The sequence below is a fragment of the Streptomyces sp. NPDC004667 genome (assembly GCF_040609475.1).
Classification (GTDB): Bacteria; Actinomycetota; Actinomycetes; order Streptomycetales; family Streptomycetaceae; genus Streptomyces.
The window spans coordinates 1-20,100 of sequence record NZ_JBEXKC010000054.1 but is presented as its reverse complement, the minus strand read 5'-3'; the positions used below and the strand labels follow the sequence as shown (position 1 = coordinate 20,100).

At 71.5% G+C, this 20,100-nt stretch carries 18 protein-coding genes; 12 read left to right on the top strand and 6 right to left on the bottom strand.

The features are described 5' to 3' along the window. Window positions 1–4 precede the first annotated feature (4 nt). From xseA to ABZW32_RS26310, 3 genes are all read left to right on the top strand, one after another. Complete coding sequence (xseA, locus tag ABZW32_RS26320; protein WP_356220100.1) at window positions 5–1,288, top strand: exodeoxyribonuclease VII large subunit; 1,284 nt, start codon at window positions 5–7, stop codon at window positions 1,286–1,288. 52 nt (window positions 1,289–1,340) lie between these two features. Then, window positions 1,341–1,586 (top strand): exodeoxyribonuclease VII small subunit, encoded by a 246-nt coding sequence (locus tag ABZW32_RS26315; RefSeq protein WP_030226198.1) that lies wholly within the window; start codon window positions 1,341–1,343, stop codon window positions 1,584–1,586. Between the two features lie 98 nt (window positions 1,587–1,684). Continuing rightward, a complete protein-coding gene (locus ABZW32_RS26310) occupies window positions 1,685–2,275 on the top strand; it encodes a malonic semialdehyde reductase (protein ID WP_356220097.1) in 591 nt (196 codons plus the stop codon). A 154-nt stretch (window positions 2,276–2,429) separates the two neighbouring features. On the opposite strand, the gene ABZW32_RS26305 is transcribed toward ABZW32_RS26310, so the two are convergent. Then, window positions 2,430–2,957 carry a DUF4245 domain-containing protein gene (locus tag ABZW32_RS26305; protein WP_356220164.1) on the bottom strand — a complete coding sequence of 176 codons (528 nt, stop codon included), beginning with the start codon at window positions 2,955–2,957 and terminating at the stop codon, window positions 2,430–2,432. A gap of 237 nt (window positions 2,958–3,194) precedes the next feature. Between ABZW32_RS26305 and glpX the strand changes: the two genes are divergently transcribed. Next, entirely contained in the window at window positions 3,195–4,226 is a 1,032-nt protein-coding gene (gene glpX / locus ABZW32_RS26300; RefSeq protein ID WP_356220094.1) for a class II fructose-bisphosphatase, read from the top strand. Between the two features lie 162 nt (window positions 4,227–4,388). On the opposite strand, the gene ABZW32_RS26295 is transcribed toward glpX, so the two are convergent. Further along, window positions 4,389–4,763, bottom strand: coding sequence for a WhiB family transcriptional regulator (locus ABZW32_RS26295; RefSeq protein ID WP_078950126.1), 375 nt, complete (start codon window positions 4,761–4,763; stop codon window positions 4,389–4,391). 199 nt (window positions 4,764–4,962) lie between these two features. Then, a complete protein-coding gene (locus ABZW32_RS26290) occupies window positions 4,963–5,634 on the bottom strand; it encodes a DUF1707 domain-containing protein (RefSeq protein WP_356220091.1) in 672 nt (223 codons plus the stop codon). A gap of 161 nt (window positions 5,635–5,795) precedes the next feature. Between ABZW32_RS26290 and ABZW32_RS26285 the strand changes: the two genes are divergently transcribed. Both ABZW32_RS26285 and ABZW32_RS26280 read left to right on the top strand, forming a co-directional pair. After that, window positions 5,796–7,463 carry a fumarate hydratase gene (locus tag ABZW32_RS26285; RefSeq protein ID WP_356220089.1) on the top strand — a complete coding sequence of 556 codons (1,668 nt, stop codon included), beginning with the start codon at window positions 5,796–5,798 and terminating at the stop codon, window positions 7,461–7,463. A 325-nt stretch (window positions 7,464–7,788) separates the two neighbouring features. Further along, window positions 7,789–8,703, top strand: a complete 915-nt coding sequence (locus tag ABZW32_RS26280) for a phosphatidylinositol-specific phospholipase C (RefSeq protein WP_356220086.1) — start codon at window positions 7,789–7,791, stop codon at window positions 8,701–8,703. Here ABZW32_RS26280 and ABZW32_RS26275 read toward each other — a convergent pair. Beyond that, window positions 8,700–9,083, bottom strand: coding sequence for a hypothetical protein (locus ABZW32_RS26275; protein ID WP_356220084.1), 384 nt, complete (start codon window positions 9,081–9,083; stop codon window positions 8,700–8,702). The two genes, ABZW32_RS26280 and ABZW32_RS26275, sit on opposite strands and share 4 nt — an antisense overlap. 53 nt (window positions 9,084–9,136) lie before the next feature. Between ABZW32_RS26275 and ABZW32_RS26270 the strand changes: the two genes are divergently transcribed. Further along, a complete protein-coding gene (locus ABZW32_RS26270; protein WP_356220081.1) occupies window positions 9,137–9,910 on the top strand; it encodes a glycerophosphodiester phosphodiesterase family protein in 774 nt (257 codons plus the stop codon). 114 nt (window positions 9,911–10,024) lie between these two features. Here the strand turns inward: ABZW32_RS26270 and ABZW32_RS26265 are convergent, their stop codons facing one another. Then, window positions 10,025–11,554 carry a ricin-type beta-trefoil lectin domain protein gene (locus ABZW32_RS26265; protein WP_356220079.1) on the bottom strand — a complete coding sequence of 510 codons (1,530 nt, stop codon included), beginning with the start codon at window positions 11,552–11,554 and terminating at the stop codon, window positions 10,025–10,027. A 131-nt stretch (window positions 11,555–11,685) separates the two neighbouring features. Here ABZW32_RS26265 and ABZW32_RS26260 point away from each other — a divergent pair, with 131 nt between their 5' ends. The 3 genes from ABZW32_RS26260 to ABZW32_RS26250 all read left to right on the top strand — a co-directional run bounded on the left by ABZW32_RS26260 (window position 11,686) and on the right by ABZW32_RS26250 (window position 16,335). Then, complete coding sequence (locus tag ABZW32_RS26260; RefSeq protein ID WP_356220077.1) at window positions 11,686–13,089, top strand: class II fumarate hydratase; 1,404 nt, start codon at window positions 11,686–11,688, stop codon at window positions 13,087–13,089. 102 nt (window positions 13,090–13,191) lie between these two features. Beyond that, window positions 13,192–13,899: a DUF402 domain-containing protein gene (locus ABZW32_RS26255; RefSeq protein ID WP_356220074.1), complete on the top strand. Its 708-nt coding sequence runs from the start codon at window positions 13,192–13,194 to the stop codon at window positions 13,897–13,899. 252 nt (window positions 13,900–14,151) lie between these two features. Further along, the gene (locus ABZW32_RS26250) at window positions 14,152–16,335 is read left to right on the top strand and encodes an ATP-binding SpoIIE family protein phosphatase (RefSeq protein WP_356220072.1); all 2,184 of its coding nucleotides are present in this window, start codon (window positions 14,152–14,154) and stop codon (window positions 16,333–16,335) included. Between the two features lie 109 nt (window positions 16,336–16,444). Here ABZW32_RS26250 and ABZW32_RS26245 read toward each other — a convergent pair whose 3' ends face one another. Continuing rightward, entirely contained in the window at window positions 16,445–18,718 is a 2,274-nt protein-coding gene (locus ABZW32_RS26245; RefSeq protein WP_356220069.1) for a transglycosylase domain-containing protein, read from the bottom strand. Window positions 18,719–18,960: 242 nt separating this feature from the next. On the opposite strand from ABZW32_RS26245, the gene ABZW32_RS26240 reads away from it, so the two are divergent. Together ABZW32_RS26240 and ABZW32_RS26235 are read left to right on the top strand one after the other, a co-directional pair. Next, window positions 18,961–19,872, top strand: coding sequence for an SPFH domain-containing protein (locus ABZW32_RS26240; RefSeq protein ID WP_356220066.1), 912 nt, complete (start codon window positions 18,961–18,963; stop codon window positions 19,870–19,872). Then, on the top strand, window positions 19,869–20,100 hold a 232-nt coding region (locus ABZW32_RS26235), incomplete at its 3' end, for a hypothetical protein (RefSeq protein WP_356220064.1). The genes ABZW32_RS26240 and ABZW32_RS26235, both read left to right, overlap by 4 nt.

Here is a 20,100-nt window from a genome sequence, read left to right as displayed (position 1 = left end):
GTGCATGGGTCTGAATACGTCGGCTGATGCGCCGCTACCGGTCGGTCAGGTGTCCCGGCTCATCGGGGGCTGGATCGACCGCCTGGGCCAGGTGTGGGTGGAGGGGCAGATCACGCAGCTGTCCCGGCGGCCGGGGGCGGGGGTGGTGTTCCTGACGCTGCGGGACCCGTCGCACGACATCTCCGTCAGCGTGACCTGCTTCCGGCAGGTCTGGGAGGAGGTCGCGGACGCGGTGTCGGAGGGCGCGCGGGTCGTCGTCCTGGCCAAGCCGGAGTGGTACGCCCCGCGCGGGCAGCTGTCCCTGCGGGTCACCGAGATCCGCCCGGTCGGCATCGGGGAGCTGCTGGCCCGGCTGGAGCGGCTGAAGCGGTCGCTGGCCGCCGAGGGCCTGTTCGCGCTGGACCGCAAGAAGCCGCTGCCGTTCCTGCCGCAGCTGATCGGGCTGGTGGTGGGGCGGGCCTCGGCGGCCGAGCGGGACGTGCTGGAGAACGCCCGGCGGCGCTGGCCGGCGGTGCGCTTCGAGGTGCGCAACGTGGCCGTGCAGGGGGTGCACGCGGTGCCGCAGGTGGTGCAGGCGGTCAAGGAGCTCGACGCCCGGCCCGATGTGGACGTGATCATCGTGGCGCGCGGCGGCGGCAGCGTGGAGGACCTGCTGCCCTTCTCCGACGAGGAGGTCGTACGGACGGTCGCGGCGGCCCGTACGCCGGTGGTCTCGGCGATCGGGCACGAGCCGGACTCGCCACTGCTGGACCTGGTGGCGGACCTGCGGGCCTCCACGCCGACGGACGCCGCGAAGAAGGTGGTCCCGGACGTCGGGGAGGAGCTGGAGCGGGTGCGCCAGCTCCAGGGCCGGGGGCTGCGCGCGCTGCGCGGGCTGCTGGACCGGGAGGAGCGGGGACTCGCGCACGCCCTGGCCCGGCCGGTGTTCGTGCACCCGCAGCGGATGGTCGAGACCCGGGAGTCCGAGCTGGACGCCCTGCTGGCCCGCAGCCGGCGCACGCTCGGGCACCTGCTGGACCGGGCCGACTCCGAGCTGGAGCACACCCGGGCCCGGGTCCTCGCGCTGTCCCCCGCGGCCACCCTGGAGCGGGGGTACGCGGTGCTCCAGCGGGCGGACGGGCACGTGGTGCGGGCGCCCGGCGAGGTCGCGCCGGGGCAGGTGCTGCGGGCGCGGGTGGCGGCGGGCGAGTTCGCGGTGGAGGTCACGGCGGAGACCGCCCCGGAGACCGCCCCCGAGACCGCGTCCAAGGTCGCCTCCGAGGTCGCCTCGAAGACCGCTAGAGGATGACAAGTTCCGGCAACAAACTGGCTGTAGTACGCAGATACGATGGGAAACGGGAATGACTGAGAGCGATACCGCGCTGGGGTACGAACAGGCCCGCGACGAACTCGTCGAGGTCGTCCGCAGGCTGGAGGCCGGCGGCACCTCCCTGGAGGAGTCGCTCGCGCTCTGGGAGCGCGGCGAGGAGCTGGCACAGGTCTGCCGGCACTGGCTGGAGGGGGCCCGCGCCCGGCTGGACTCGGCGCTGGCGGCCCGGGAGGCGGCCGGGGACGGCGACGGCCGCGAGGGGGGCCGCGAAGAGTGATCCAGGTCTCGCCAGGCCCTTTTAGTTGAAATTTCATCTACTTTCGTCGTAGAGTCGGAGACATCGCGCTTCACCTCCGTAAAGAAGAAGGCTTACCGATGTCTCTCGTGCTCGACGCCGCCGCCCAGGACCTGCTGTTCCGCGAGGCCCGCACCGCCAACTCGTTCTCCGACGAGCCGGTCACCGAGGAGCAGGTCCAGGCCATCTACGACCTGGTGAAGTTCGGCCCCACGGCCTTCAACCAGACCCCGCTGCGCATCACGCTGGTCCGCTCCCCCGAGGCCCGCGAGCGCCTCGTGAAGCACATGGCCGAGGGCAACCAGGCCAAGACCGCCGCCGCCCCGCTGGTCGCGATCCTCTCCGCGGACAACGAGTTCCACGAGGAGCTCCCCCAGCTGCTGCCGCACTTCCCGCAGGCCAAGGACGCCTTCTTCTCCGAGCGCCCGGTCCGCGAGCAGTCCGCCCTGGTCAACGCCTCCCTCCAGGCCGCCTACTTCATCGTCGGCGTCCGCGCCGCCGGCCTGTCCGCCGGCCCGATGACCGGCCTGGACTTCGCCGGCGTCCAGAAGGAGTTCCTGGACGCCGACCACACCCCGCTGATGGTCGTCAACATCGGCAAGCCGGGCGAGAACGCCTGGTTCCCGCGCTCCCCGCGCCTGGACTTCGACCAGGTCGTCACCACCGTCTGAGTCCGGTCCCGCCCCACGGGCGGCGGACACGCGCAGAAGGCCGCCCGCCCCGGTTCTCCCGGGGTGGGCGGCCTTCTGCGCGTTCCGGCGGGCCGCGTCACGGCGGGCCGCGTCACGGCGGGCCGCGTTCCGGCGGGCCGCCGCACGGCGGGCCCTACGAGGCCTGCGCCCCCTGCTTGAACTCCAGCACCGCGGCCATCGCGCCGAGCTGCTCGAAGGAGGCCGTCCCGGTCACGACGGTGACGTAGCCCTGCTCCCGGAGCACCAGGGCGTCGTACTTCTCGCCGTCCCAGCGCTCCCAGGCGCGGTCGCCGACCTGCTGGGTCTGCCCGGTGGCCTTGGCCCCCTGGGTGACCTTCTCCACGTACTTCGCCGACCCGTCGCTGGACTGCTCCACCGACACGTACTGCTTGTCCGGGTCCAGGAAGCCCAGGTGCCAGGCGTTGGCGTCCTTGCGCTCGTACGTCACCGAGGTCGCCCGCCACTCCTTCGCCAGCCCCACCGGGACCGCGACGGGGTACGGCGCGGCGCGCCGCGCCGTGATGGTCTCCACCCGGTAGTCCACCGTGCGCGTCGGGTCGGCCGAGTCGTCATGGGGGAGGAAGATGTAGATGCCCGCCACGACGACGCCGATCACCGCCAGCGACCGCACCATGTCCCAGACCGTCTGCTTGCCTTTCATACCTGCCACACCCCCCATCGTCCCGCATGCCCGGGGACGATCAGCGCCGGGGTCGGTGTGGCGGGCGCGGCGGAAGTCCCGTACGGGACGGGAGGAGCGGGGGATGTGTCCGCTCAGCCCATCCCGTTGACCGATATTCCGCTCATACGTGACCCGCTCTGCTCAATATGTCGACGTACCGATAGAGTTCCAGCACCCTCACATCCCGGCCGTCGTCGTACAGAAAGGTGCGCTCCGATGACCGAGCACAACCTGCCGCCCCAGCTCGAAGTCTCTCCCGAAGCCCCCGACCGCAACCTCGCCCTGGAGCTCGTCCGGGTCACCGAGGCCGCCGCACTCGCCGCGGGCCGGTGGGTCGGCCGCGGCGACAAGATCGGCGCGGACGGCGCCGCGGTCAACGCCATGCGCACCCTGATCTCCACCGTCTCGATGAACGGCGTCGTCGTCATCGGCGAGGGCGAGAAGGACGAAGCCCCGATGCTCTTCAACGGCGAGCAGGTCGGCGACGGCACCGGTGCCGAGGTCGACATCGCCGTGGACCCGATCGACGGCACCACCCTCAACGCCAAGGGCATGCCCAACGCCATCGCCGTCCTGGCGGCCGCCGACCGCGGCACCATGTTCGACCCGTCCGCGGTCTTCTACATGGACAAGCTCGTCACCGGCCCCGAGGCCGCCGACTTCGTCGACATCAACGCGCCGGTTTCGGTCAACATCCGCCGGGTCGCCAAGGCCAAGGGCATGGCCGTCGAGGACGTCACGGTCGTCATCCTGGACCGCCCCCGCCACGAGGGCATCGTCAAGGAGATCCGCGAGACCGGCGCCCGCATCAAGTTCATCTCCGACGGCGATGTCGCGGGCTCGGTCATGGCGGTGCGCGAGGGCACCGGCGTCGACCTGCTCCTGGGCATCGGCGGCACCCCCGAGGGCATCATCTCGGCCTGCGCCATCAAGTGCCTCGGCGGCACGATCCAGGGCAAGCTGTGGCCCAAGGACGACGCCGAGCGCCAGAAGGCCCTGGACGCGGGCCACGACCTGGACCGGGTGCTGCACACCAACGACCTGGTGTCCGGCGAGAACGTCTTCTTCGTGGCCACCGGCATCACCGACGGCGAGCTGCTGCGCGGCGTCCACTACCGCTCGGAGACCGCGACCACGTCCTCGCTGGTCATGCGCTCGAAGTCGGGCACGATCCGGCAGATCGACTCCACCCACCGCCTCTCGAAGCTGCGCGCGTACAGCGCCATCGACTTCGACCGGGCGCAGTAGGAGCGGCCGGGCCGGCGACGGCACGGCGAAAGGGGCGGTCCCGGTGCGGGGGGACCGCCCCTTCGTCGTACGGGGATCGCGGTGGGGGCACGGGGAGACCCACCGGCGTGGCGTGTACGGGGACCCGCTCGCGCGTACGGGACCGGCGCGCGCGTACGGGGCTCAGCCGGCGGCGGCGATGGGCGGCGTACCCGCCCCGGGGAGCAGCTCGGCGGCCCGGCGGCGCCTGCGCCCCAGGACCACCCGCCGCTCGGCGGCGGTGAGGCCGCCCCAGACTCCGTAGGGCTCGGGCTGGAGCAGTGCGTGCTCGCGGCAGGCGACCATCACGGGGCAGCGCGCGCAGACCCGCTTGGCGGCCTCCTCGCGCGCGAGCCGGGCCGCGGTCGGCTCCTTGGAGGGTGCGAAGAAGAGGCCCGCCTCGTCCCTGCGGCACACCGCCTCCGCATGCCATGGGCCGTCCTCTTCCCGCGCCGGCACCCGTGGCTTCGGCACCGCGGCCGGACGCGCCTGAAGACTCTGGACGGCGGCTGCCTGCAGGGACTGATGCGGCGGATGCGGCACGGGTCTACTCCTGACGACGTATACGCGAGCGAGAGACGATGCACCAGTCCCTACCCGCTGTGCGTGCCACTAAGCACTGTGCACCGTCACCGATGGGAGGTTCGACCGAAATACGCCGCTGGCACGCGCCCCCCGTACGGGGCTCCGGAACCGGGGCCGGGGCCCGCCCGGCGGCTCAGCCGTCGAGCCGCTTGCGGAGCTTGTGCGCCAGGTCGACCAGGCGGGATCCGGGCTTGGGACGGGCCTCGATGTTCCCGAGCAGCGCGAATCCGCGGACGATGACCACCGGCGCCTGCGGGTCGCTCTCGACCCCCTCGCCGCGCACCTCGAAGTTGCCGAGGACCCCTCCGCCGTAGCCGCGCAGCGTGACGTTCTCCGGCACCAGCACCTCGACGTTGCCGAGGACGGAGGTCACGTTGATCTCGGTGACCTGCTGCTCGAAGACCGCTTCGGTGAGGTCGATGGTGATGTCGCCGAGGACCGAGACCGCGCGGGTGCGGGCCCCGGGGCGCCAGCGGCCCTTGCGGGCGGAGCTGCTGCACACGGCGACCACCGTCTCGACCGGGCCGGACACGGTGGCGGCCGGCAGTGCGGTCGGCGGGACGGCGGGGGCGGCGGCCGCGGCGCCGGCCGGGAGGTCGCTCACCAGCACGTCCAGCTCTCCCACCGTCTTCAGGGCGTAGAGGGAATCCAGGCGCTCCGAGTGCTCTTCGGCGGTCAGCCGGCCCTCGGCGACGGCGTGGGAGAGGATCTCGGCGATCCGGTCACGATCGGCGTCGGAGGCGCGCAGCCCGGCGGGGGCGGCGGCCACGGGGGCGGGGGCGGCAGGGTGCTTTTCCAGGTCCACGTCAGCCAGCATAGCGAGACACGATAGATCGCGATACTCCCCCGCCGGGCCGACTGAGCCTTACCTCACAGACAAAGCCCCCGGGGGAGGTCCTACGCTGGTTAACCGCGCTGCCAAATTGGTCGCCAGCGCCGTCTGCCGAGTGAGGAATGACTGCCGTCATGCCAGAGTTTGCGTACACCGATCTGCTCCCCCTGGGCGAGGACACCACCCCGTACAGGCTGGTGACCTCGGAGGGCGTCTCGACCTTCGAGGCCGACGGCCGTACGTTCCTCAAGGTCGAGCCGGAGGCGCTGCGCAAGCTCGCCGAAGAGGCCATCCACGACATCCAGCACTTCCTGCGCCCCGCGCACCTCGCGCAGCTGCGCCGGATCATCGACGACCCCGAGGCCTCGTCGAACGACAAGTTCGTCGCCCTCGACCTCCTGAAGAACGCGAACATCGCGGCGGCCGGCGTCCTGCCGATGTGCCAGGACACGGGCACGGCGATCGTGATGGGCAAGCGCGGCCAGAACGTGCTGACCGAGGGCGCGGACGAGGCCGCCCTCTCGCGCGGCATCTACGACGCGTACACGCGCCTGAACCTGCGCTACTCGCAGATGGCCCCCCTCACCATGTGGGAGGAGAAGAACACCGGCTCGAACCTGCCCGCGCAGATCGAGCTGTACGCGACCGACGGCGGCGCGTACAAGTTCCTCTTCATGGCCAAGGGCGGCGGCTCCGCCAACAAGTCGTTCCTCTACCAGGAGACCAAGGCGGTCCTCAACGAGGCCTCCATGATGAAGTTCCTGGAGGAGAAGATCCGCTCCCTCGGTACGGCGGCCTGCCCGCCCTACCACCTGGCGATCGTCGTCGGCGGCACCTCCGCAGAGCACGCGCTGAAGACGGCCAAGTACGCCTCCGCCCACTACCTGGACGAGCTGCCCCGCGAGGGCTCCGCGCTGGGTCACGGCTTCCGCGACGAGGCCCTGGAGCAGCAGGTCTTCGAGCTGACGCAGAAGATCGGCATCGGCGCGCAGTTCGGTGGCAAGTACTTCTGCCACGACGTCCGCGTCGTCCGTCTCCCCCGCCACGGCGCGTCCCTCCCGGTCGCCATCGCCGTGTCCTGCTCGGCGGACCGCCAGGCCACCGCGAAGATCACCGCCGAGGGCGTCTTCCTGGAGCAGCTGGAGACGGACCCGGCCCGCTTCCTGCCGGACACCACGGACGAGCACCTTTCCGAGTCCTCGGACGTCGTCTCCATCGACCTGAACCAGCCGATGGACGACATCCTGGCGACCCTGACCAAGCACCCGGTCAAGACCCGGCTGAGCCTGACCGGACCGCTGGTCGTGGCCCGCGACATCGCGCACGCCAAGATCAAGGAACTGCTGGACTCGGGCGCGGAGATGCCGCAGTACCTGAAGGACCACCCGGTCTACTACGCCGGCCCCGCGAAGACCCCCGAGGGCTACGCGTCCGGCTCCTTCGGCCCGACCACGGCCGGCCGCATGGACTCCTACGTCGAGCAGTTCCAGGCGGCGGGCGGCTCCAAGGTCATGCTGGCCAAGGGCAACCGCTCGCAGCAGGTGACGGACGCGTGCGGCGCGCACGGCGGCTTCTACCTCGGCTCGATCGGCGGCCCGGCCGCGCGCCTGGCCCAGGACTGCATCAAGAAGGTCGAGGTCCTGGAGTACGAGGAGCTCGGCATGGAGGCGGTCTGGAAGATCGAGGTCGAGGACTTCCCGGCGTTCATCGTCGTGGACGACAAGGGCAACGACTTCTTCCAGAACCCGGCCCCGGAGCCGACGTTCACCCACATCCCGGTCCGCGGCCCCGGCCTGGCGTAGCCCGGCACTCCCCCCCGCCCCCAGAGAGCCCCCGGCGCCCCCGCGCCGGGGGCTCTTGCCGTGCCCGCCCCCTCCCGGGCCCGCGGCGTGGCCCACGGGCGGCCCGGGCAAGAGCGCGTTAGCGGACGGCAGCAAGGCATTAGCGGACGGCAGCGAATCGTTAACGGCCCGATTTACGGTGGGCCCCGGAGGCCATCCACCGCTTTGCGCAGCGCGATTCCGTCAGGAATTCCGGTCGTGGTCGTACTGATCGGCCGGGACCGCAACGCATCGGCGGTCGGGGTGCGTTCTTCCCCCATGTTTCGCCATGAATCGGAGAACAGGCATGAGCTCTACCCGTCGTGACGTCCTGAAGTGGGCAGCAGGAGCCGGCGGCCTGGCCGCTGCCACCGTGCTCGGTCTCCCGAGTACGGCAACCGCTGCGAGCTGGTCCGCCCGGTCCTGGATGGGACAGCTCTCCAACAGCCTTCCCGTCACGAAGCTGACGATCCCCGGAACCCACAACACCTGCGCCAACAGCGGCATCAGCATCGCCAAGTGCCAGGACTGGGACCTGCTGACCCAGCTCAACAACGGCATCCGCTTCCTCGACATCCGTTTGAACGGATTGCAGGGCTCCGCGAACGAAATGGGCCTCTACCACGGCAAGGTATACATGAAAAAGCGGTTCGCGGACGTCCTCAACGACTGCGACTACTTCCTGCGGAGCAATCCGAAGGAAGTGATCATCATGCGCGTCAAGAATGAGGATGCGGGAGGCGAGGCGCTCGGCGCGGAGGAATTCAGGCGGCGCTTCAACTGGCATCTGGACGACCCGTCGATGCATTTCCGTCCGCTCTTCTGGACCGCCCCCACGTGGCCCACCCTGGGTCAGGCTCGCGGCAAGGTCGTGCTCCTCACCGACTTCAGCCACGACTGGACCGTCCTCAAGTGGAACGACCACTGCAAGGTCCAGGACAAGTACAACGTCCCGGACGACGAGAAGAAGCAGGCGATCGTCGACTGGTTCGACGCGGCGTGGTTCGACCAGACCACTTCCCAGATGTTCATCAACTTCACCAGCACCGCCAAGGGGCCCATCCCCGAACCTTCCATCGGGGCCCAGAAGATCTTCCCGAGCGTCTACGCGTACCTGGAGCCGAGGAAGGCCCAGCGAGCCCGCTTCGGCATCGTGCCCATGGACTTCCCCAACTACCGCCCCGACATCATGAACCTTTTGATCGACAAGAACTTCGTCTAAAGGCTCGGGACGGTCGGAGGGCGGGCTGCCGGCCCGCCCGCCGCGCGCAGCAGCTCCGCCTCCACCGGGGTCGCCGCCAGGCCGGTCTCGCGGGCCTCGCGCAGCTGCGGCAGGGTGAGCCCGTACAGCGCGCGGACGGCCTTCAGCGGGACGCCGTCGGGCCCGCCGACGGCGAGGCGTACGGTGCCCTCGGCGGCGACGATCCGCTCGCGGACCCACGGCGGGGGCGGCCCCCAGCCGCCGCCGCACGCCAGGGCCTCGTCCGTGGGGCAGTACCGCTGTTCCTCCCAGCGCAGCCGGCCTTCCACGACGCGCTGCCACGCCTCGAAGCGGCAGGAGGCGCAGGGCTCGCAGTGGAGCGTCACGAAGTGTTCAGCCATCGGTGGAGCATCCCGTAACGGGTCGGAGCGCGCATCCCGATAACGTCTGGGGCATGACTGAGCTGTCCTCCCCCACCGCCCGCGACGTGCGCGTCGTCGCCCATCGCGGGGCCTCGTACGCGCACCCCGAGCACACCATCGAGGCCTATCGGCGGGCCATCGCCGACGGCGCGGACGCGCTGGAGTGCGATGTGCGGCTGAGTGCCGACGGGCGGCTGGTGTGCGTGCACGACCGGACGGTGGAGCGGACCTCCGACGGCCGCGGGGTCGTCTCCGAGATGACGTACGAGGAACTGTCCGCGCTCGACTTCGGGCGGTGGAAGGGCGAGGCGCACCGAGGGGCGCGGGTGCTGCTCTTCGAGGACCTGCTCAAGGAGGCGCTGGCCGCGGACCGGCCCGTGGGGCTGGCGGTCGAGACCAAGCACCCCACCCGGGCCGGCGGGCGCCTGGAGGCCGAGCTGGTGCGGGTGCTGCGCGACCACGGCCTGGCCGACGGGGCGTCGGGGCTCGTCGAGGTGATGAGCTTCTCCCGGACCGCGCTGACCCGGATGCACCGGCTCGCGCCCGGACTGCCGGCCGTGTACCTGATCGAGCGCCGGGTCAGGCCCGTCCGTCCCCCGTTCGCGACGCACGCGGGCCCCGGCATCGACCTGGTGCGCAAGGATCCCGGACTCGTGGGGCGCCTGAAGGCGAAGGGGCTGGAGGTGCGGGTGTGGACCGTGGACGAGCCCGAGGACGTGGAGCTGTGCGTCCGGCTCGGGGTGGACACCCTCATCACCAACCGGCCGCGCGAGGTGCGCGAGCTGCTCGGGGCGCGGGCCCGCTGAGGGCGGCCGGAGGCCACGGACTACGGACGTACGTGCGGGCCGTCCGGTCGCGGAGGTGGGAACACCCGGCCGGGTGAACCGGCCGGGTGTGGGGGGTCCGAGGGGATGGCGGGGTTACGCGAAGCGCTGGTTCGCCGAGCCGTTGCAGGGCTGGAGGCGCAGCTGTTCGTGGGCGGCGGCCACGGTCAGGCACATGCCGGTGGCGGCGGCCGGGCGCAGGGTGGCGCCGTCGCGGACGAACGTCTGGTTGGCGCCGCCGTGGCAGTTCCACAGGATCAGGCCGGTGCCGGCCCCGTAGTTCGCGCCGGGGACGTCAAGGCAGCGGTCCTGGGTGAGTTCGGTGTGCACGGCGCCGCGGGCGGGTTCGTACCACCAGCCCTGGTTGCGGCCGCCGTGGCAGTCCCAGCCGACGACCTTGGTGTTGTTGGCGCTGGAGCCGCCGAAGTCGTCGAGGCAGTTGCCGGTGGCCTCGTTCTTGAGGGGCTTGTAGAGGTCGTCCCAGGCGCCGGCCTGCAGGACGGGCGTCCCGGTGCTGGCGGGGTCGGCGCAGGAGGCCTCGCGCAGGCCGGAGTCGTAGAGCTGGGTCAGGCAGGACGCGAAGGCGCCGTGGCCGCGGTAGTTGGGGTGGAAGGACTGGCGGGCGGTGTTCTCGTCCCACGGGAAGTGGTCCCCGAGGTCGAGGTAGAGGCCGCGGGCCCAGGTGTCCTCCATGCACACCTCGTGGCCCTGGAAGAGGCGCGAGTTGTCCAGGTAGAGGGCGCCGGAGGCGCGGGCGGCCTCGCGCATGCCCTTCTCGAAGGTGGGCACCGCGTAGTTGCGGCCCCAGGCGGCGTCGGAGTCGTAGCCGGCGCAGCCTCCGGGGAGCTTGCCGGGGAAGTTCGGGTTGTCGTTGAAGTCGGGGCCGATGGGGCTGGGGTAGCCCATCACCACGAGCTTGTAGTCGGAGTCGGCGTATCCGGCGTCGCGCATGACCGTCTTGAGGTCGGCGACGGTGGCCTCCACCTTGGGCTTCAGGCCGTCGACGCGCGCCTGCCAGCCGGGGCCGTACTTGGGCTCGCAGGTGCCCTGGCTGAGCACCCAGCGGGTGACGCAGTCGGTCATGACGGGGCCGAACTGGAGGTCGTCGTTGGCCCCGGCGACCAGCAGCACCATCTTGATCCTGGTGTTGCGGGCCTTGATGGCGAGGCTGTCGCTCTGGACGAGTTCGTCCGCGTACTGCTTGCTGCCGCCGATCCTGATGTTCCCGGTGTAGCCGCCGGAGCAGGCCACGTTGAAGGTCAGGTCGGCCGGGATGCCGGTGCGGTGGATCGCCGAGTCCGGCGAGCGGTGGCACTGGTTGGCGGACGTGTTGGTCGCGGGGTCGTAGTTGCCGACGCCCTCGCCCGAGATCTCGCTGTCGCCGAGCGAGATGAGCCCGGTCTTGCGCTCGTTCAGCGGGCGGATCGCCGGGTCCCCGTAGATCTTGGCGGCCTCGGCGGCCCGGACGGCTTCGAGTTCCGGCGAGAGGGGTGTGATCGAGCCGCCGGCGGCGGGTGCCGCCTGGGCCATGGGGGTGATGGCGGTGACGCCCCCGAGGGCGGCCGCGATCGCCGCGATGGCGGCGAAGGTAGATCTGAGCCTGGGTTTCGTACGCGCACGTGCCATGAACGCCTCCCCGATAGCAGTGGTACCCGCGGTGTTACCGGCGGTGTTACCCACGGTATTTACTGGCCGGTAGGGGAGTTGGGAACACTTCGAACAAGACAATTGCTCAACTTTTTCAGGAGGCAACCGACATGACAGAGGATCAGCGGTCCGAAGAGTTCCGGACCGAGCACGACTCCATGGGCGAGGTACGGGTCCCCGCGCACGCCAAGTGGCGCGCCCAGACCCAGCGCGCCGTGGAGAACTTCCCGCTCTCGGGGCAGCGCCTCGAACGCGCCCACATCGAGGCCCTGGCCCGCATCAAGGCCGCCGCGGCCGTGGTGAACGAGAAGCTCGGCGTGCTGGACGCCGACACGGCCGCGGCCGTCCGCTCCGCCGCGGCCGAGGTCGCCGACGGCCGCTGGGACGACCACTTCCCCGTCGACGTCTTCCAGACCGGGTCCGGGACCTCGTCCAACATGAACGCCAACGAGGTCATCGCCACCCTGGCCACCGAACGGCTCGGGCGCGACGTGCACCCCAACGACCACGTGAACGCCTCGCAGAGCTCCAACGACGTCTTCCCGTCATCGATCCACATCGCCGCCACCGCCGCCGTCACCGGCGAGCTGATCCCGGCCCTGGAGCACCTCGCCGCCGCCCTGGAACGCAAGGAGGCCGCGTTCGCCGAGGTGGTCAAGGCCGGCCGCACGCACCTGATGGACGCCACCCCGGTCACCCTGGGCCAGGAGTTCGGCGGGTACGCCGCCCAGGTGCGCCACGGCGTCGAGCGGCTGCGCGCCGTCCTGCCCCGGCTGGCCGAACTGCCCCTGGGCGGCACGGCGGTCGGCACCGGCATCAACACCCCTCCCGGTTTCTCCGCCGCGGTGATCGCCGAGGTGGCCGCGGCGACCGGGCTGCCGCTGACCGAGGCCCGCAACCACTTCGAGGCCCAGGGGGCCCGGGACGCGCTGGTGGAGACGTCCGGGATGCTCCGCACCATCGCCGTCTCGCTCACCAAGATCTGCAACGATCTGCGCTGGATGGCCTCGGGCCCGCGCACCGGATTGGCCGAAATCAATCTGCCGGATCTGCAACCGGGGTCCTCGATCATGCCCGGAAAGGTCAATCCGGTGGTCCCGGAGGCCGTCCTGATGATCGCCGCGCAGGTGACGGGGAACGACACCGCGGTCGCCGTGGCGGGCGCGGCCGGCAACTTCGAGCTCAACGTGATGCTCCCGGTGATGGCCAGGAACCTCCTCGAATCGATCCGCCTGCTCGGCAACGGCAGCCGGCTGCTGGCCGACCGCACGGTGGACGGGATCACCGCCAATTCCGAGCGGGCCAGGGAGTACGCCGAGTCCTCGCCCTCCGTGGTGACCCCGCTGAACCGCTACATCGGCTACGAGGAGGCGGCCAAGGTCGCCAAGCGGGCCCTCGCCGAGCGGAAGACGATCAGGGAGGTCGTCCTGGAGTCCGGCTACGTCGAGCGGGGCGCGCTCACCCTGGAACAGCTGGACGAGGCCCTGGACGTCCTGCGGATGACCCGGCCCTGAACGGCCCCCTCCCAGGGGCCGAATCCGGTCGTTTACCGTCCCCGCACCCCTCCGTGACCTGCAACGCAGCCAGTTCGGGGGCGGCCGCCCTAAGATCTGCGCATGACAGGTACCCACAGGTCCGTGAACGGTGCGGGGCACCGCCCCGCGCAGGACGCGCACTGGGCGCCCGGGGACCGGATCCTCTGGCGCTACCGCGACCACGCCCCGGGGCTCAAGGGCCAGGTCCACATCGCCCGTCCGGTGACCGTGGTGCGGGACACCGCCGAGCTGCTGGCGGTGTGGATGGCCCCCGGCACCGAATGCGTCAAGCCGGTGCTCGCGGACGGCACCCCCGTGCACGAGGAGCCGCTCGCCACCCGCTACACCGCGCCCCGGACCACCGCGCGCTCGCGCTGGTTCGGGGCGGGCGTGCTCAAGCTGGCCCGCCCCGGGGAGCCGTGGTCGGTCTGGCTGTTCTGGGACCACGGCTGGCGCTTCAAGAACTGGTACGTGAACCTCGAAGAGCCCCTCGTCCGCTGGTCCGGCGGAGTGGATTCGGTGGACCACTTCCTCGACATCTCCGTCTACCCGGACCGCACCTGGAACTGGCGCGACGAGGACGAGTTCGCGCAGGCCCAGCGCATCGGGCTGATGGATCCGCAGCAGGCCCGGGGGGTCGAGGAGGCCGGGCGGGCGGCGGTCGGCGTGATCGAGGCCTGGGGATCCCCGTTCCGCGACGGCTGGCAAGACTGGCGGCCCGATCCGGCCTGGGGCGTTCCGGCCCTGCCCGAGGACTGGGACCGCACCCCGGCGCATATGACGTCATGAGACCCTTGATGCGCCCCCGGGGTTCAAACGTAGGATCGTCCTCCGCCGGTCGTGCGCGGGGGGCCCACCGGTCCCCGTAACCGCAAATGACCTGCGGCGACCGGGACTTGACCGGAGGTCGACGCCGAACGAGAGGTAACGAGCGGGACGCGGATCCCGGGGGTGATGGTGCCCCCGCCGCTGAGCGGGTATACCGCGACTGACCGAGTTGAGTGCAGCGCACATCCAGCGCAAACGGACGGAATTCCACGCGTGACGGAGTACCCCACCTCCCAGGAGGGCCCGCAGCCCGCCGTCGCCTCAGGCGGAGGTACGGACGAGCCCGGCCACGGCAAGGCCCCCATCGCGGCCGCCGAGGCCGTACGCACGCATGCGCAGACTCCGGCAGCCGACCTCCCGCGCCCGCGCGGCGCCGCCGGGAGCGGCGGACCGCAGGGCACCCGGGCCTCCGGCCACGACGCGGCGGACACCGGCCCGGCCGGCGCCCGCGCGCGCGACGGCGAGGCCGCGCGCAACGCGGGACGGCGGGACGCGGACGGCGGCGAACCGCTCCCCGGCGGCCCGGCCACGGCCGCCGCCGGGGCTCCCGGCGCGGCGGCCACGGATCCCGCGGCGCCCCCGGTACCGGGGTCCGCCCCCGGGGCCGGTGCCACCGGTCCCGGTGAGGTCGGCGTGGCGCGCCGCGAGGGCGACCGGCTGCGCTTCGTCGGGGCCGCCACCCGGCGGATCGCGCGCGGCATCGACCTCGACGAGATCGTGCTCGGCCTGTGCCGGGCGACCGTGCCCACCTTCTCCGACGCCATCCTCGTCTACCTGCGCGACCCGCTGCCCGTCGGCGACGAGCGGCCCGTCGGCCCGGTCGTTTTAAGGCTCCGGCGCACCGACCGGCTCCGGCCGATCGACGACCTGGCGCTGGACGGGGGCGAGGGCGCGGGGGCGGCGGGGGCCGCCGGGGAGCTCGACTTCAGCCAGCTGCCGCTGGTCGGCCCGCAGGGTGACCTGCCCGCGGCCGAGCTCTGCGAGATCCGCGCCGGCGGGGCCCTCGCCGAGGTGCTGCGCGGCGTACGGCCCGTCTTCGGATCGGCCGCGGGAGCCCGCGACGCGCTCCCGGAGCTGCTGGGGTCCGACCATCCGGTGCCGCGCGGCCAGCGGGCCATCCTGGCCCCGCTGCGGGGCCGCCGGCGCGTCATCGGCGCGGCGGTGTTCCTGCGCACCCCGGACCGGGACGCCTTCGAGCAGAACGACCTGCTCGTCGCCGCCCAGCTGGCCACGCACACCGCGCTCGGCATCGACAAGGCGGTGCTCTACGGCCGCGAGGCCTACATCGCCGACGAGTTGCAGCGCACCATGCTGCCGGACAGCCTCCCCCAGCCCACCGGGGTGCGGCTCGCCTCGCGCTACCTGCCCGCCGCCGAGACGGCCCGGGTGGGCGGCGACTGGTACGACGCCATACCGCTGCCCGGGAGCCGGGTCGCGCTGGTCGTCGGCGACGTCATGGGCCACTCCATGACCTCCGCCGCGATCATGGGCCAGTTGCGCACCACCGCGCAGACCCTGGCCCAGCTGGACCTGCCGCCCGCCGAGGTGCTGCACCACCTGGACGAGCAGGCGCAGCGGCTGGGCTCCGACCGCATGGCCACCTGCCTCTACGCGGTCTACGACCCCGTCTCGCACCGGATCACCATCGCCAACGCCGGCCACCCGCCGCCCGTGCTGCTGCACCTGGGCGGCCGGGCCGAGGTGCTGCGCGTCCCGCCGGGCGCCCCCATCGGGGTCGGCGGCGTGGACTTCGAGGCCGTCGAGCTGGACGCCCCGGCCGGGGCCACCCTGCTGCTGTACACGGACGGACTGGTGGAGTCCCGGCTGCGGGACGTGTGGACCGGCATCGAGCAGCTGCGCGAGCGGCTCGCGACCACCGCGCAGCTGACGGGGCTGGACCACTCGCCGCCGCTGGAGGCCCTCTGCGACGACGTGCTGGACATGCTCGGACCGGGCGACCGGGACGACGACATCGCCCTGCTCGCGGCCCGTTTCGAGGGCATCGCGCCGAGCGACGTCGCGTACTGGTTCCTGGACCCGGAGGAGACCGCTCCGGGCCGGGCCCGGCGCTTCGCCCGCCGGGCGCTGTCCCGGTGGGGCCTGGAGGACCTGAGCGACTCGCTGGAGCTGCTGGTCAGCGAGGTGGTCACCAACGCCGTCCGGTACGCCGAGCGGCCCGTGACGCTGCGCCTGCTGCGCACGGACGTGCTGCGCTGCGAGGTCGGCGACGACTCCCCGCAGCTGCCGCGCCAGCGGCGGGCGCGGGAGACCGACGAGGGCGGGCGCGGCCTGTTCCTGGTGAACCGGCTGGCCCGGCGCTGGGGCGCCACCCGGCTGAGCAGCGGGAAGGTCGTCTGGTTCGAGCTCCCGCTGCCGGGGGCGCACGACCGCCGCTGACGTCCCGTCCCGCCGCCCCGGATCCCGGGACCGGTCCCGTACGCACGACGCACCGCCGCCCCGCAGCATGATCGCTGCGGGGCGGCGGTGCGTCGTGGTGCCGGGGTGCCTACTGGCCCAGGAGCGGGTTCGGCGGCGGCGTCGGGTCCTTCGTGGGCGGCGTCGGGTCCTTCGTCGGGGGCGTCGGGTTCTTCGTCGTCGGCGTCGGGTTCTTCGTCGGCCCGGTCGGGTCCGGCTTGCCGGTGCTGCCCGTGGGGTCCGGGGTGCCGGTGGGACGGGTGGCGGAGCCGGTCGGCGTCGGGGCGACCGTCTGGTTCGACGCGGTGGGCGACGGGCTGCGGGTCGGCGCCGGCGGGGTGCCCATCTCGGCGTCCTCCAGGTCGAACTGGCCGGTGGACTGGCCCCTGAGCGCGGCCGTGGTGTACGCCTGCCAGATCTGGGCGGGGAAGCTGGAACCGCCCGCGCGGCCCTTGCCGGCGGTACCGGTCAGGGTGACCTGGTTGTGCGAGTTCGGGTCCTCGCCGAACATCGCGACGACGGTGACGAGCTCCGGGGTGTAGCCGGTGAACCAGGCGGCCACGTTGGACTCGGTGGTGCCGGTCTTGCCCGCGGCGTCGTACGCGGAGCTGCGCACGGCCTTGCCGGAACCGTCCTCGACCACGCCGGTGAGGACCTTGGTGACGGTGTCGGCGGTCTTGGCGGTCAGGACCTGCGCGCCGATCGGGTTGACCGGCTTGAAGTCGGCGTCCGCGTGTTCGGCCTTCTTGACGATGGTCGGGGTGACCTTCTTGCCGTGGTTGCCGAAGGTGGCGTAGACGCCGGCCATCTCCACGGTGTTCGCGCTCATCGTGCCGAGCGACATGGCGGGCCTGTCGGCCGGCCAGCCGTCGCGGTCGCGCATGCCGAGGGAGAGGGCGGTCTCCTTCACCTTCTCCGGCTTGGCGTCGACGATCATCTGCGCGTACACGGAGTTCACGGAGGAGTTGGTGGCCTCCTGGACCGTGAGCATCGGGTCGCCGTAGTTGATGTTGTCCTGGTTCTGCGGGGCGAAGGCGGTCGCGCTGCCGACGACGGGGCGCTTGCTGGTGCCGTCGTAGAGGGCGTTCGGCGTGATCGGACGGCCGTCCTGGGTCTTCGCGCCGGTCTCCAGGGCGGTGGCCAGCACGACCGGCTTGAAGGTCGAGCCCGGCTGGAAGTCGGTGCGCAGGGCGTTGCTCTCGGCCTTCTCCGTCAGGCCCACGCCGCCGTACATCGCGACGATCTGGCCGGTCTTGGCGTCGACGGAGGTGGCACCGGCCTGGACGCTCTGGTCCTGGGGACGGTCCTTGGTGTTCTTGCGGTCGAGCTTGGACTCCAGCTCGTCGTCGACGGCCTTCTCCAGCGCGGCCTGCTTCTTCTTGTCGATGTTGAGCGTGATGGTCCAGCCGCCGGCGGCGATGTCGGCGTCCTTGATGTTCTGGCGGCTCAGCTCCTGCTTGGCGGCCTGGACCAGGTAGCCCTTCTGCCCGTCCATGCCCGGGAGCGGCTTGGGCTTGATGGGCTCCTGGAACTTCAGGGTCGCGCGCTTGGCCTGGTCCAGCTTGCCCATCTCGACCATGTTGTCGAGGACGGCGTTGAAGCGGATCATGACCAGCCGCTTGCCGTTGGGCCCGGCGATCGCCCAGTCGTACTGGCTGGGGGCCTGGATGACGGCGGCGAGGTAGGCGGCCTGCTCCAGGTTCAGCTTCTCGGCGTCGACGCCGTAGTAGGCCTGGGCGGCGGCCTGGATGCCGTAGGCGTTGCGGCCGTAGAAGTTGGTGTTCAGGTAACCGGCGAGGATCTCGTTCTTCTTCATCCGCTGGTCGACCTTGATGGAGATCACCAGCTCGCGGAGCTTGCGGGTCGCCGACTGGTCCTGGGTCAGGTAGTAGTTCTTGACGTACTGCTGGGTGATCGTCGATCCGCCGGCCTTGCCGCGGCCGAGGGCCGTGTTGACGACGCCTCGGGCGACACCGATCACGTCGACGCCGCTGTCCTTGTAGAAGGACTTGTTCTCGATGGCGATGAAGGCGGTCCGCACGTCCTCGGGGATCTTGTCGATCGGGAGGATCTCGCGGTTCATCTGGCCGGTGCGGGCCATGATCGAACCGTCGGCGTACTTGTACGTGTTGCTCTGGAGGATCGCGTTCTTGTTCGGGTCCGGCGGGTCCACGGAGAAATAGAGGGCGACCGCTCCGATGATGAGGAGCAGGGCACCTCCGAGGAAAGTCCCCAGGATCGTCTTCCAGTTGAGGAAGCGGCGTATGCCGCTGCGCTTCTTCCCGGTCGACTTGCCCGCACGCCCGCTCGGCGCTTTCCGCGCACCGCGCTGCTGCTGCGCCCGTCGCGCCTCTGCTCGGCCCATCGCTCCCGCTCCGCTCGATTACCCCCCCGACGTCAGCTCAGAAAACTAACACCGCAGGCTATGACAAAGGACGGCTAATTCTGATCAATACCGGTCAATTCGGACGTGAGAATCAGCACCCACTCCGATGGAACCGACGCCCATGAGACCTGAAGGGTTGCGGTGAACGCAAAAAGTGCTATCACTTTGATAGGCGCTTCGGCCGATCGCGACCGGACGCACCACACCAAACGGGGGTATTCATGACAACCGCAGTCGACCGCCGGCCGAGTGAGGTCCGGGAGTTCGCGGCGCACAGCGTCGGTGGCGGACTGGCCCTGCTGCTGGGCCTGTTGGGCACGGCGGGAGGGGTGGCCCTGATCGCCTCCGGCGCGGCGGCGACCACGACGGGGCCCAAGGCGGCGATGATCGCGGCCGGGATCCTGCTGGCCCTCTGCTCGCTGTTCGCCATGATGGGACTGAACACGGTGGCTCCCGGCGAGGCCCGCGTGGTCCAGCTCTTCGGCCGCTACCGCGGCACGATCCGGGCGGACGGACTGCGCTGGGTCAACCCGCTGACCTCCCGCAGGAAGATCTCCACCCGGGTCCGCAACCACGAGACGGCCGTCCTGAAGGTCAACGACGCCTACGGCAACCCGATCGAGCTCGCCGCCGTCGTGGTCTGGCGGGTCTCCGAGACCGCGCGCGCGGTGTTCGAGGTCGAGGACTTCACGGAGTTCGTCGAGACGCAGACCGAGACGGCCGTGCGGCACATCGCGATCGAGTACCCCTACGACGCCCACGACGAGGGCGGGCTCTCGCTGCGCGGCAACGCGGAGGAGATCACCGAGAAGCTCTCCGCGGAGCTGGCCACCCGGGTCGAGACGGCGGGCGTGGAGATCATCGAGTCCCGCTTCACGCATCTCGCGTACGCTCCGGAGATCGCCTCCGCGATGCTCCAGCGCCAGCAGGCCGGCGCGGTCGTGGCGGCCCGCAAGCAGATCGTCGAGGGCGCGGTGGGCATGGTGGAACTGGCCCTGACGCGACTGGCCGAGGAGGAGATCGTGGACCTGGACCCGGAGCGCAAGGCCTCCATGGTGTCGAACCTGATGGTGGTGCTCTGCGGCGACCGCGCGGCCCAGCCCGTCATCAACACGGGGACCCTCTACCAGTGACCCCCGGCGGCGAGGACCCGGGCGCGGGCCGGCCCGCACCCCGGGCCGCACGGCAGGCGCGCAAGCAGGTGCTCCTGCGCCTGGACCCGCAGGTCTACGACGCGCTCGCACGCTGGGCCGGCGAGGAGCTGCGCAGCGCCAACGCGCAGATCGAGTTCCTGCTGCGCCGGGCCCTGTCGGAGACGGGCCGCCTTCCGGGCGGCGCCGCCCCCATCCCGCCGCGCGGCC